12 protein-coding genes are annotated in these 12,549 nt (G+C 56.0%); 4 read left to right on the top strand and 8 right to left on the bottom strand.

The window, feature by feature from the left end; translation table 11 throughout:
* Positions 1-113 precede the first annotated feature (113 nt).
* Positions 114-320, top strand: coding sequence for a hypothetical protein (locus ABSB80_RS03600; protein WP_428368255.1), 207 nt, complete (start codon positions 114-116; stop codon positions 318-320).
* A 653-nt stretch (positions 321-973) separates the two neighbouring features.
* On the opposite strand, the gene ABSB80_RS03595 is transcribed toward ABSB80_RS03600, so the two are convergent.
* Genes ABSB80_RS03595 through pyrG form a run of 6 tightly spaced genes read right to left on the bottom strand, consistent with a single transcriptional unit; the run spans position 974 to position 6,806 of the window.
* Positions 974-1,570: a CDP-alcohol phosphatidyltransferase family protein gene (locus ABSB80_RS03595; protein WP_428368253.1), complete on the bottom strand. Its 597-nt coding sequence runs from the start codon at positions 1,568-1,570 to the stop codon at positions 974-976.
* On the bottom strand, positions 1,567-2,079 hold the full coding sequence (locus ABSB80_RS03590) for an adenylate kinase family protein (RefSeq protein ID WP_428368251.1): 513 nt from the start codon (positions 2,077-2,079) through the stop codon (positions 1,567-1,569). The genes ABSB80_RS03595 and ABSB80_RS03590 overlap by 4 nt, the downstream gene beginning before the upstream one ends.
* Positions 2,076-3,134: a pyridoxal phosphate-dependent aminotransferase gene (locus ABSB80_RS03585; RefSeq protein WP_428368249.1), complete on the bottom strand. Its 1,059-nt coding sequence runs from the start codon at positions 3,132-3,134 to the stop codon at positions 2,076-2,078. Before ABSB80_RS03585 ends, ABSB80_RS03590 begins: the two co-directional genes overlap by 4 nt.
* The gene (locus tag ABSB80_RS03580) at positions 3,106-4,248 is read right to left on the bottom strand and encodes an aspartate aminotransferase family protein (protein WP_428368247.1); all 1,143 of its coding nucleotides are present in this window, start codon (positions 4,246-4,248) and stop codon (positions 3,106-3,108) included. Before ABSB80_RS03580 ends, ABSB80_RS03585 begins: the two co-directional genes overlap by 29 nt.
* 49 nt (positions 4,249-4,297) lie before the next feature.
* On the bottom strand, positions 4,298-5,215 hold the full coding sequence (guaA, locus tag ABSB80_RS03575; protein ID WP_428368245.1) for a glutamine-hydrolyzing GMP synthase: 918 nt from the start codon (positions 5,213-5,215) through the stop codon (positions 4,298-4,300).
* Between the two features lie 10 nt (positions 5,216-5,225).
* Complete coding sequence (gene pyrG / locus ABSB80_RS03570; protein WP_428368243.1) at positions 5,226-6,806, bottom strand: CTP synthase; 1,581 nt, start codon at positions 6,804-6,806, stop codon at positions 5,226-5,228.
* Positions 6,807-6,988: 182 nt separating this feature from the next.
* On the opposite strand from pyrG, the gene ABSB80_RS03565 reads away from it, so the two are divergent.
* Positions 6,989-7,702: a tetratricopeptide repeat protein gene (locus tag ABSB80_RS03565; RefSeq protein WP_428368241.1), complete on the top strand. Its 714-nt coding sequence runs from the start codon at positions 6,989-6,991 to the stop codon at positions 7,700-7,702.
* A 24-nt stretch (positions 7,703-7,726) separates the two neighbouring features.
* Here the strand turns inward: ABSB80_RS03565 and ABSB80_RS03560 are convergent, their stop codons facing one another.
* A complete protein-coding gene (locus tag ABSB80_RS03560) occupies positions 7,727-8,149 on the bottom strand; it encodes a PaaI family thioesterase (protein ID WP_428368239.1) in 423 nt (140 codons plus the stop codon).
* Positions 8,150-8,345: 196 nt separating this feature from the next.
* Between ABSB80_RS03560 and ABSB80_RS03555 the strand changes: the two genes are divergently transcribed.
* Positions 8,346-9,113 (top strand): FHA domain-containing protein, encoded by a 768-nt coding sequence (locus ABSB80_RS03555; protein ID WP_428368237.1) that lies wholly within the window; start codon positions 8,346-8,348, stop codon positions 9,111-9,113.
* 6 nt (positions 9,114-9,119) lie between these two features.
* The gene (locus tag ABSB80_RS03550) at positions 9,120-11,123 is read left to right on the top strand and encodes a protein kinase domain-containing protein (protein WP_428368235.1); all 2,004 of its coding nucleotides are present in this window, start codon (positions 9,120-9,122) and stop codon (positions 11,121-11,123) included.
* Between the two features lie 461 nt (positions 11,124-11,584).
* On the opposite strand, the gene ABSB80_RS03545 is transcribed toward ABSB80_RS03550, so the two are convergent.
* On the bottom strand, positions 11,585-11,947 hold the full coding sequence (locus ABSB80_RS03545) for a hypothetical protein (protein ID WP_428368233.1): 363 nt from the start codon (positions 11,945-11,947) through the stop codon (positions 11,585-11,587).
* Between the last annotated feature and the right edge of the window lie 602 nt (positions 11,948-12,549).

Here is a 12,549-nt window from a genome sequence, read left to right as displayed (position 1 = left end):
GCCGGGAAAACCCCGGAATCCGCTGATAATAACCTGTTTTTGTCATTCAGTCAATTTAAAATGATTTTCGAGGAATCGGAAAATTTATAAAATCGAACAAACTACTAATGAACATGAACGGTAGGGACGACCAGGATCTCCAGATAAAGAAGGACCTCCAGTACCTTACCCGGGCCCTGACAGCAGACAATCTCGACATCGGGGTGATGTTCTCGCCGGAACGGGGGATCCGGTCCTGCACACCCCCGTTTGACTCGTTCGCCCTTGGCGGCTTGTTCGTTCAGGAGCGCCTGCGCCGTGTCATGACGCCGGTGGAATGAGTGGGCCGGATCTTTTAAAAAGAATTTTGAGATCGTTATGTTCCCGGGGCTCACAGGTCGCTTCGCAACCTGCTTTTAGTCAATGAATTCTGATCAATTCTTTCCGGTTAATCCTCGCTAATGAGACGATTAATTCTTCGCCTCTCGGGCATCCCAAAATTGCGATAGAACGGATTCAGTGTACGAACTCTGAATTCACCCTGCCTCACATCAATGATTCACTTTTTTGAAAATTATTCTGGTTGTCCGATTATCCATTTTTTCTTTCGAATATTTTGAAAAAGGTGGTGGTCAAAATGACACTATGCCCATAACAATATTCCGGCTCTTCATAAAAATAAGAGAGAGATGATTGCCAGGATCCGATCCCATTAGCGGTGATTACCCCCTCGCCCGGACGTGCCTGAACCGGGAAGATTGAAAACACCCCGAAAATCCGGCACTTACGTATGCTGGAGCATCCGGCCGGTTACAGGATCCGGTGCTATTCATGATGATCACAGGCCGGAATTATGGTGTGTGCAGCCAGCAGGAAAGACCGCTGAAATACCGGGGAAAAAACAACGGGCGGGTTCTCTCCGGAAAAATGTGTCTGCATTGTGATAAAACAGACAGTGGCCGTGAAAAAATTTGAATTAACGCGGGGAAATACATTATTCCACCTTCGCCCAGACATACGCGAACCGCTGGAAAGCGGTGATATGCCCGAACAGGCCGAAGAGGATGAGCATCCAGCCGAGGAGCGAGATGCCGGAGAAACTGAGCGGGACGAGCAGGTCGATGATACCCACGGCCATGATCATGACCAGCCGGTCCGCCCTCCCGAGCAGCCCCCCGTAGTACCGCCCGACCCCAACCGCCTGCGCCTGCGTCCCGAGATACGATGCCATCAGCACCCCCGTCAGGGCGAAAACCCCGATCTGCCAGGGTACGAGCCCTCCGGCAAAGATCCCGGTGATGATGAAGATGTCCGCGTACCGGTCGACGGCATGGTCGAGGAAGTCTCCCCGTTTGCTCTGGACCTTCATCTCGCGGGCAACGGCGCCGTCCATCGCGTCGCAGAGCGCGTTTGCGGCGACCGCGACGATCGCCCACAGTTCCATCCTGAAAAAGAAGAAGAGCCCTGCAACAGCCGAGGCAAGAAGGGCTGCGATGGTGAAGAAGTTCGGTGTCAGCCTGCACCGGATTGCTATCGAGACCAGGGGGTCGAAATAGACCTTCGCGTGGGAGCGGTACTGGTCAAGGGTCATAGCAGTCCCTCAAGATAGCCCGACCAGTCGATATGGCCAAAGTCCGGCGGGATCTCCCCGTTCCGGAACTGTTCGATCCGGTCAGCACAGTGCGTGGCCGAACGGCCGGTCGTGTCCAGTTCCAGGATCTGTGAAGGGTCATACGCTTCAACGGTCTCTACGAGGCAGACATCCAGCGCTTCCGCCTCGGCATTCTCGCGTATCTTCCTTTCCCGGTACTTGCGCCGGGCCAGCCGGGCTCTCAGCTCATCGGGATGGCAGCGGAGCACGACAATCCGGTCGCAGTGCAGCAGGTGGGCAAAGTGGCCTTCCACGAAACCGTCGACCGGGACAAACTCTTCTGCCCACCGATCCGTATCAATCTCCTGGGCGTCGCGCTCTTCATCCTCGCCGACCACATACGGCCCGACCGTATCGGTGAGATGGACCACGGTATACCCGCGCTCTGCAAGTTCCATACCCACAAGGGATTTTCCGGTGCCCGGCGTGCCGGTGATGCCGCACATCATAACGAATTGATCACCGTCACGAACCGTTCGTTCTCCCAGTCCTCGCCGACACTCACCCGGATAAAATGATCGGGCAGTCCGGTGAAACTCCGGCAGGAGCGGACGACGACCCCCTGGCGGGCGAGTTCTTCTGCTATCCGGTCCCCGGTATGGGGCCTGACATCGACCATGACGAAGTTCGCGTCGGATGGCAGGACCGGGAATTTTACCTCTTCCGTGAACTTCTCCCGCCATCTCCTGACCTGAGCGATATACCGCTCTGCGTGGTCCCTGTCCGGAAGTGCGGCGGCCGCGGCAGCAGCAGATACGGAATTTACCGTGAACGGCGTACTGGCACGCTGGTACCAGGGCGGGAGCCAGCGCGGGGTGAACGCATACCCGATGCGCAGCCCGGCAAGCGAGTGGACTTTGGAAAACGTTCTCCCGAGTACCAGGTTCTCGTGCTTTTTCATCAGCGGGAGATAATCGCAGTCCGAGAATTCAATATAGGCATTGTCGAGGAAAAGGACCCCTTCGATCCCTTCGAGTATCTCTGCAACCGTTTCGACAGGGGTTGCGTTCCCGGTCGGGTTGTTCGGAGAGCACACGACGGTAACCTTTGCCGGTCCGGCTGCACGGATCAGTTTTTCCGGGTCGACCGAGAAGTCCCTTTCGCGGGGCACGGGTATGATACCGGCACCCTGCCCCATGGCGGCGAGGGCGTAGAACGAGAACGTCGGCGTGGCAATTGCCACCTCCTCCCCGGGCTCCACCAGCGTGCGGATCAGGGTCTCGATGACCCCGTCCATCCCGACGCCGGTGACAAAGTGGTAATCGCCATAGTACGCCCTGAGCGCGTTCATCAGCACGTTCACGCGCTCGTCCGGGTAGCGGTTCACCTTCAGGAGTGCTTCTTCTGCCGCCACACGTGCGGCCGCCGATAGAGGTTCGGGGTTCTCGTTGCTTGCAAGCCGGGCGATCTGCCCGAGGCGGTACTCCCGCGCAATATCCTCCGCTTTCTTCGCGAAGACGTATCCGCTCTTCTTTTTATAGCAGGATCTGACCAAGTGCTCCATCAATCACCCTGACCACGCGGTCAATCTCTGAATCGCTGATCGTGAGCGGCGGGACGAGCCGCAGGTTGCCGTCCGCCGCACAGTTGACTAGCACCCCCTCCTCCCTGCAACTCTTCTGGATATCCGGGCAGGTATCCCCGACGGTGATGCCGATCATCAGTCCCCGGATGCGGGGATGATATTTTTTGAGCCCCTGACGGAAACGCTCGCCCTTGAGGCTTACCTCGGGAAGGATCTTCTCGATCACGCCGATGGTGGCAAGTGCTGCCGAGCAGGCAAGAGGCCCCCCGGCAAACGTACTTCCATGCTCGCCTTTCCTGAACTCAATGCCTTCGCGGGCAAGGAGCGCCCCCATCGGAAAACCGCTTGCAATTCCCTTGGCAAGCGTCACGATATCGGGGGTCACCTTCGTGTGCTGCATGGCGAGCCACTTTCCTGTACGCCCCATCCCGGTCTGCACTTCATCGACGATCATGAGGGCCCCGGTCGTATCGCATGCTTCCCGGATGCCCTCGAGAAAACTGTCGGGAGGTATGATAACGCCTGCTTCACCCTGGATCGGTTCCACGATCACGCCGGCCGTATCCTGGTCGACAACCTTTTTGAGCGCGTCCACGTCCCCGTATTCAACGAACGTCCTGATCAGCCCGAGGGGTTCGAACGGTTCGCGGATCGACGGTTTGTGGGTAACGGCGAGAGAACCTACCGTCCTCCCGTGAAACCCGTGGGTGAAGGCGACAAACTTTTTCTTTCCGGTCCTGACCCGGGCCAGTTTGAGGGCCCCGTCGGTTGCTTCCGCCCCGGAGTTGGAGAAGAAGGCCTTGTGCATGCCGGTGATCTCCACCAGTCTCTTTGCCATGTCTCCCTGGTGCGGGACATAATACAGGTTGGAGCAGTGGATCAGCCGGTGTGCCTGGTCGCAGATCGCTTGTACGACTGCCGGGTGGCAGTGCCCGGTGCTGCAGACGGCAATGCCCGCCACGCAGTCAATGTACTCATTTCCTTCTGCATCCCAGACTTTTGTCCCCTCTCCCCGGACGATGGCCATATCCCGGGAGAACGCGGGCATGTAATAGCACTCATCAAGCTCCTTATACTGGCGTGTTGTGTCCATTGTTACCCCATGTTGCATTCGGATTTTTCTTTTCCCTTTTGTCTGTCAATTATTCATATTCGATTGTTGCCGGCGGTTTCGCCGTGATGTCATACACCACTCTCGCAACACTCGGGATGTCGGACGTGATCCGCGACCCGATTCTCACCAGCTGGTCGAACGGGATTTCCAGCGGGTCCGCGGTCATGCCGTCCCGTGAATTCACCGCCCGGATCGCGACGATCCACCCGTGGATCCGGTTGTCCCCCTTGACTCCGATACCGAGCCCGAGGAGAGCCGCAAAGCACTGCCACGGGCGGTACTTCTCGACAAGTTCGTCCTCGACGATCCAGTTGGCTTCCCGAATGACTGCAACCTTTTCCTTCGTTACGTCCCCGAGCACCCGTACCGCAAGCCCGGGCCCCGGGAACGGCATCCGGTGCTGGATCTCCCCTGGCAGGCCAAGGGCCCCGGCCACTTCCCGCACTTCGTCTTTGTACAGGTCCCGGATCGGCTCAATCACCTTCGTGAACTCCATGTGGAGTGGCATCCCGCCGACATTGTGGTGGCTCTTGATCCCGCCTTCGCTCTCGATCCTGTCCGGGTAGATGGTCCCCTGCAACAGGCACTTTGCTCCCTGCTTACGTGCTTCCCGTTCAAAGACGCGGATGAACCGTTCCCCGATCGCCTTCCTCTTGGTTTCGGGATCGCTAATTCCCCGGAGGACCTCAAGGAACTCGTCGCCCGCATCCACGACCTGCAGGTGGATAGTACCGAAGATCGTCCGGATCCGTTCCGTCTCGCCTTTGCGCATCAGGCCGGTATCGATATAGATCGGGATGAGACGGTCGCCGATTGCCCGGGCCGCAAGCGCCGCACAGACCGAGCTGTCGACACCGCCGGACAGGGCCATGACGACCCTGTCATCGCCGGCAGCTGCCATGATCTCGTCGATGGATTCCCGGATAAATTTCTCCGTATTGACCATGGATCTCTCCCTATTTTGTCCTCTGGTTCGCCCGGCACGCTTCCACGAAACCGAGGTACGGGGGGGACGGCTGGGTCGGGCGGGACTTGAACTCGGGGTGGAACTGGGTGGCAAAGTAGAACGGGTGGCCGGGCAGCTCCATACACTCCATCCGGTTCCGGTTGGTAGCCGAGAAGACAAGCCCGGCCTTCTCAAGCCGGGCGATGTACTCCGGGTTCACCTCATACCGGTGGCGGTGCCGTTCGGTGATCTGGCGTTCGTTGTATAATTTGAGCGCCAGGGTTTTTTCCCGCATATCGGCAGTATAGTTGCCAAGCCGCATCGTCCCGCCGAGTTCGTGGAGCCCTTCCTGTTCCGGCAGGAGGGCGATGACATGAGAACCGTCGCCGAATTCTTCGCTGGTCGCATCCGCAATGCCTGCCTTGTTCCGGGCATATTCTATGGTTGCGAGCTGGAACCCGAGGCAGAGCCCGAGGAACGGGACATTGTTCTCGCGGGCAAACCGGATCGCCTCGATCTTTCCCTCGATACCCCGCTTGCCGAACCCCCCGGGGATCAGGATGCCGTCATAATCCTTGAGCTGGCACCGCTCGTAGCGTTCCGCATCCAGCCACGCGATCTTCACTTCCGTGGAAAGCGCCCTCCCGGCATGTTTGAGGGCCTCCTTGATACTGATGTACACGTCCTCGATGCCGTACTTGCTGACGATCGCAACCGTGACACGGTTGGTGTACTCCTTGGTCACCAGCCGGTACCAGTTGGTATCGGCCTCCTTTTTGTCCAGCCCGAGGTGGAGGGTCAGCACATCGGCAATGCCCTCTTTCTCCATCTCCATGGGGACTGCGTAGGTATCCGGGACGGTTGCGGCAGAGATAACCGCACTCTGGGGGAGATCGCAGAACGCCGAGATCTTCCGTTTCGTGCCTGCCCCGATAGGGTTCTCGCTCCGGCCGACGATGATGTCAGCATGCAGGCCCAGCTCCCGTAACGCCTTCACTGAATGCTGGGTCGGCTTGGTCTTCATGTCCCCCATCGTATCTTCGGGGATAAGGGTGACATGGATCAGGACATAGTCGTGGGCGGGCAGCTCGCCCCGCATCTGGCGGATGGCCTCAAGGAACGGCATGCTCTCAATATCACCTACTGTGCCGCCGACCTCGACGAGACAGACATCTGCCCTGGTCCCGTCCGGGAATTCCTCTTCTGCAGCCTGCTGGATGCACTTCTTGATCTGGTCGGTAATGTGGGGGATGATCTGCACCGTTTCTCCGAGGAAATCGCCGCGGCGCTCCTGATCGATGACCGTGCGGTACACTTTCCCGGTGGTGATATTATGGGAGGCAGTGAGCTCGATGTCGAGGAACCGTTCATAGTTGCCGAGGTCGAGGTCGACTTCGCTCCCGTCCTTGAGTACGAACACCTCGCCGTGCTGTGCCGGGTTCATGGTGCCTGCATCGATATTGAGGTACGGATCGATCTTGACTGCCGTGACACGGTAGCCCCTGTTCTTCAGGATGCGCCCAACGGACGCTGCAGTGATGCCCTTTCCCAGACCGCTCATCACACCGCCGGTAATAATGATGTATTTCACAGTGACTCCCCGATTGCTTTACAATTTGCTCACAATACCTATTAGTGTTATCTTATCGCGGCGAAAAACGATTTTCGGCAGATTCGGGCAGGATACGTTCCGCAGACCTTCGCGTTTTTGCATTCCCGGCACGGGGGCTTCTGAAGCAACATTAATTTATGGAAAAACCCAAACCGGTAACCATGAAATTCGGGCAGATTACCGGCATTCTGGTAATAGCATTATTTTTCTGTTTGGTGTACCCGGTTGCCGCAGCGAATGCGACAAGGACGGACAACGCGACAGACTTCTACAACAAGGGGGTAACGTTGCTCTCATCTGGAGATTACGGGCAGGCGATTACCTTTTTCGACCAGGCCCTTGCGTCGAACACGAGCTCGATTAAAGTAACAGGTGGCCTCCTCTATACGTACCAGGGTAAGTCCTTTGCCCAGATCCAGATGGGGATGTACAATGATTCGCTCCTGACCCTTGATCAGGGGCTCGCACTCTATCCCAATGACAGCATGCTCTGGAACAACAAGGGCTACGCACTCTTCTTGCTCGGCAAAAACCAGGATGCCCTCACGGCCTATGACCAGGCAATCAGCCTCGATCGGAATGACACGAACGCCCTGATCAACAGAGGAAATGTCCTCTCCAAGATGGGACGTTTCCAGGAGGCAGTTGATTCGTTTACTGCAGCAAACCAGACAGATCCAGGCAATTCTGCGGCTATGGCCGGCCTGGTTAAGGCCCAACCGGCTGCTGCCGGCTCAATGCATACGACGATGATCGTCGTGATCGTTGTCCTGGTTGTCGCTGCAGCCGGGGTCATCTGGTACGTCAAATACCACCGGCCCGTTGAACAGAAACAACCGGAAAAGAAAGAGAAAGGAAAGAAGAAAAATAAGTGAGAAAGAATAAATTTTTCTTATTTTTTACGAATTTGTTGTAACCGCAAATGCCGCCGATGTCCGGGAGAGCAGGGTCTTCTTATCATCGTCTGCCCAGACTTCACCTTCGGTGAATGCGACACGGCGCCCTTTCCTGATCACTCTCCCTTCGGCAAAAATCACCCCGTCCCGGGCCCCCCTGACAAAACTCGTTGATTCCGAGATGGTTGCAATTCCTTCCTGTTCCGACAGGAGAGGATAGAGGGCCAGTGCCATAGCCTCGTCGGCAATAGCCGCGAGCATTCCCCCCTGAAGCCAACCGACCCCGTTACGCATGTCGGGGCGGACCTGCATTTTCAGCAGGGATTTACCCGGCTCCACACTCACCACTTCAATCCCCATAAGGCAAAAAAAAGGGTTTGCATATTTCCCGTCTTTTTTGATCTTGTCCAGATATGACATGGTCATTCTAGGAGGTTTCTGGTCTGAGAGGATTAAGATTGTCCCTGTGCCCGGACCAGGCCCGGAAATATCTCCGAAAAAGAGTTCGAGCGATTCGTGCCGGTAAAAAGATACCAACATATTTTATCACACGCAATGATAGTATGATAAAGCACCCGGCATATTCCTGTGTGCATATGAACTTCCCCCGGGGGTTTCTTTCATGACCGATAAAGAGACGGTATCAATCTCGACAGATCCTGTATTTTTAAAAGAACTGTCAGAGTACCTGGAAGTCCTGTCGAACCCGATCCGGTTGAAGATACTCAAAGTCATTGAGAAACAGCCAAAAGAGATCAGCGAGATCGCTTCAAGTATCACCACAAGTTACGCCAACACGAAGAAACACATAGACCAGCTCGTCCGGATCGGTCTCGTGAAAAAAGAAGCGGGGTTCGGGAGGGAGACGGCAAAGGGTATCCACCCGGTCTGGAAATTTTCCCTCGTCGATGGCGGACTCGAGATGCTCATCAGGAACCTGGGCGTTTTTTCGAGTGTCAACATTCCCATGGGGTACGGGGATATCCATACGCGTATTGAACCGGTGCGGAAAGCAATTCTCCTGGAATCGGGGCAGAATTTTCCGGCCCTCCATCTGGTGGAGGGTGACCAGGCAGGACGGACATTTCTGATCAGGAAGGACCGGGTCAGCATCGGGAGGTTCGACCCGGATTTCCCGGGCCATGCCAGGGAGGGAGACATCGTCCTTCCTGAGAATTACGTGGTGGTGACAAGAATAACCAAGCCCCACGCGATTATCTCCCGGACGGGCAAGGAATGGTTCATCGAGGACCGTGGGAGCTCAAGCGGGACCTATGTCAACGCTGAGCTGATCGCACCGATGTGCAGGACCGGGCTGAAAAACGGGGATGTCATCGATCTCGCGATTGGTGACAGTTCAGCACGGTTCCTCTTCGTCGTAAATGAGTGAAGTCTGATGGCGGACCTGGGGGCTTCCGGAGTTCGGCGGCTGGCAATGGTGAACAGGTATTCCACCCTGGCAGCCGTTTCCATCCTGGTTATCCTTCTGGCAGCATCGCCGGTCTCTGCCAAAGTTTTCATATATGACGGGAAAAGCAGTGCCGGTTCCATCCAGGACGCGATAAACAGTTCAAGTAACGGTGACAGTATCTTTCTCGCGGGTGGGAAATATTACGAAAACGTGGTGATCGACCGCCCGATCGTCTTCGGTGCGCTGGATACCGGAAACCCGCCAGAAATTATCGCGGGGGGACCGGGTGCAGGGATCGTTCTTGCAGCTGACGGAATTACCCTGAACGCGGTAAATCTTTCGGGGAATGCCCAGTACGGGCTTCTCGTCCAGTCGAACAACAACCGGATCAGTGCGATAACTATCGACGGGTTTGATCACGGCATGGGCCTGAGAGCAGCAGCAAACAACATCATATCAGGCAACACGTTCGTGAACAACAGTATCGGCGTTGAGGTCGACCGTTTTTCCCACACCAATACGTTCTTTCTGAACCGGTTCGACAATCCCGATGAAGTCGCCAGCCAGTCAAACGATAATGCATGGTTCTCCGGCCGCCAGGATTACCAGTACCTCGGTCGCGATATTACCGGCCCGATCGGGAATTCATGGGCGGGCTATACAGGTGCCGACAGCAATGGCGATGGGATCGGGGATACGCCTTACACGATAAACGGCTTCCCTGTCTCGCTCGGGGAAACACCAATCGTCGATCGCGCCCCCCTTGTGAGCGGGCCGGAATCCTACACGCTCGTGAGATCCGCAGGCCTGGTAAACATAACAGGAATGGACCAGCTTGTCAAACCGCCGGAAACTTCGGCGGCTGGACAGCCGGGTACCCAGCAACTCCCTGGGGTTCCGGTGCAGGCAGGATATGGTAATTTGCCCCAGATCGGGCAGGCGAATACCGCCGGGCCACCCTCCCCGCTTCTCGTCACGTTGATCCAGTTCTGGTGGATCATCCCGGTTGCCATCATCCTGTCAGCGGGAGCGGGTATCTGGTTTGAACGGACCCGAAAGCGGGGAGTGCCTGCCGGGAATGCAGCTTATGTGCCTGGCACGTCACCACGGAACATTACCCTCGTCAAAAAACCCGGTCCCGTCAGGGACGAGAGCGCCGGTTCCCCCGAACCCTATTATGCAGTCCGCCTCCCGCCCCAGCTGGAGAAAAAATATCCCGGGGCAGAATATATGGGCGAGGGCGGGGTCGGCAGGGTATTCCGGGCATGGGATCCGGAAGAGCGGAGGGAGATCGCGATTAAGGTCCCGATCCGGTTTGACGAGGTGACCGGCACGCAGTTTACCAAGGAACTCCACATCTGGCAGGGGCTCCACCACCCCAACATCGTCGGGATATACGCAGCAAACGTCTTTCCCATGCCATACATCGAAATGGAGTATATCGGGTCGTCCCTGGCAACCATGAAATTTCCTCTCGGGATTAACCAGGCGGCCGCAATCATTTCTGGGGTTGCCGAAGGGTTGCGGTATGCTCACGATCGTGGGATCGTCCACCGTGATATCAAGCCGGAGAATATTCTGATAACACCTGAAGGTATTCCGAAGATTACGGACTGGGGACTTGCAAAGGCCCTCGCGGACACCAGACAGACGGGAGCTATCAGTTTTTCCATGGATTATGCCGCGCCGGAACAGCTTGCACCGAATATCTATGGGGATTCCGGCCAATGGACAGACATTTACCAGCTCGGGGTCCTTTTCTACGAGATGGTCTATGGCAAGGTACCCTTCAGAGGCGATGGCATGGGTGAGGTGACGCAGTCAATCCTCCATGAAGACCCGGTGTTCCCGGAACTGAACGACAGGAATTCCAGATCCATCCTCGACATTATCAAAAAATGCCTGCGGAAGAAACCCCAGGAACGGTATACTTCGGTTGTAGAACTTATTTCCGATCTCAACAGCCTGGATCTGTCTTTACAATCCTGATTGCACGTGCCATGAAACGCAGGGGGTTCTGCGGGCGATTTCTGATCCCTGCCCCGCTTTTCCGCCAAGAGGAGGCCGGCACCTATCCGCACGCACCCGGACCGCCGATAATACAGAGATTCGGGCTGAACATGCACAATAAACCGGCTGACAATACGGCTCCTGCAATATTCTGAAAAATCCTGCCCATTGTCCGGTACATGTTTTTTTGAAAACCGGAAAATCCCGGTATTTTACCTGAATGTTCGGAAACAGCAAGATACCACGCCAATGGCATAACACTGTGTACCAGTATCCTGCCAGGGACCGCCTCTCTCTGAATGTCCAAAAAGAATGGACATGTCCCTAGATTGATCCGGAGGACACGTCAGGCCGGGTCTGCGGGGCTGCATCTTCGGCATCGTGGTTTTTTTCTGGTGGTTTTCAAAAACCTTAACCGGAACAACATTTCCTCAAACCTGTCATTTCCACCCTGCCCGCTCTTTTACCGGGTTGTCTGCCTGCGTTCTCTCTTGGGACCTCTCCTTTACGTACCAGACACCGGTGTACCGGACGGGGGCGTACCGGAGGCTATCCCACCGGATGGCGGTGTGCCTGACGGGCGTGTTCCGGAGGGTGCTGTTCCGTTCATCATTGCACCACCGGGAGGTGTTCCGGAGGGTGCCGTTCCGTTCATCATTGCACCACCGGCGGGTGTTCCGGAGGGCGCTGCAGACTGATCTGCAGACGGCGTCGATACTGAACTTCCTGAAGACTGTCCTGAAGACTGTCCTGAAGACTGTCCTGAAGACTGAGTTGAAGAACTTCCGGAATCCTGCGTACAACCGGCCGTGATCAATGCTGTTACAAGGATTGCTGATGCAATCAACATGAGAATACTGCTCTTTTTCATGGGATGTTTCTCCTGAAATATCATGATGTGCACAATTTTTACACGTTACCGGATATTTCCTTTTTTTATCGGCCCGACCCGGGTCGTTACCTGGAGAGCCGTATGCTTTTGCAGCCAGCCGCGTGATCCTTTCGGTTATCGAGGGCATATGGCTGAGAGCTCCAGGCATTCCTGACTTTTTCACTATCATCCTTCTGTGAATGATCCCCATTGGGATCATCCTCCATCACGATCCTCCCGGGCCCTATTATATTCAAAGCATGAGGGGAGTGATATAATGGAAAAAGATCGTCATTTATTCAACCGGCTGGTGAATATTATCAACAGACTGGCCCCCAAGCCAGACGTACCCGCATGAAACCGGTTTCATGCAACAACTCCGATCGTATCAGATACAATACCCCGTTTTACTGCCTTCGCCGGGAAGCGTGATGAAAAAGAGAGGGCGATGCCAGGGCATGAGGGGGATAGATGTTCCCTGCACAATCCGGGTGGCGGGCTGCGCGTTGTGGGTGCCGCCACATTCCCGTTTCC

Source organism: Methanoregula sp., from assembly GCF_050010295.1.
Classification (GTDB): domain Archaea; phylum Halobacteriota; class Methanomicrobia; order Methanomicrobiales; family Methanospirillaceae; genus Methanoregula.
The sequence above is the reverse complement of the archived record's forward strand: the minus strand, read 5'-3'. Positions and strand labels throughout refer to the sequence as shown.

Bases quoted from the DNA above. Each gene is read 5' to 3' on its own strand.
- ABSB80_RS03600 (WP_428368255.1), top strand. From the start codon at position 114: ATGAACGGTAGGGACGACCAGGATCTCCAGATAAAGAAGGACCTCCAG.
- ABSB80_RS03595 (WP_428368253.1), bottom strand. From the start codon at position 1,570: ATGACCCTTGACCAGTACCGCTCCCACGCGAAGGTCTATTTCGACCCC.
- ABSB80_RS03590 (WP_428368251.1), bottom strand. From the start codon at position 2,079: ATGATGTGCGGCATCACCGGCACGCCGGGCACCGGAAAATCCCTTGTG.
- ABSB80_RS03585 (WP_428368249.1), bottom strand. From the start codon at position 3,134: ATGGAGCACTTGGTCAGATCCTGCTATAAAAAGAAGAGCGGATACGTC.
- ABSB80_RS03580 (WP_428368247.1), bottom strand. From the start codon at position 4,248: ATGGACACAACACGCCAGTATAAGGAGCTTGATGAGTGCTATTACATG.
- guaA (WP_428368245.1), bottom strand. From the start codon at position 5,215: ATGGTCAATACGGAGAAATTTATCCGGGAATCCATCGACGAGATCATG.
- ABSB80_RS03565 (WP_428368241.1), top strand. From the start codon at position 6,989: ATGAAATTCGGGCAGATTACCGGCATTCTGGTAATAGCATTATTTTTC.
- ABSB80_RS03560 (WP_428368239.1), bottom strand. From the start codon at position 8,149: ATGACCATGTCATATCTGGACAAGATCAAAAAAGACGGGAAATATGCA.
- ABSB80_RS03555 (WP_428368237.1), top strand. From the start codon at position 8,346: ATGACCGATAAAGAGACGGTATCAATCTCGACAGATCCTGTATTTTTA.
- ABSB80_RS03550 (WP_428368235.1), top strand. From the start codon at position 9,120: ATGGCGGACCTGGGGGCTTCCGGAGTTCGGCGGCTGGCAATGGTGAAC.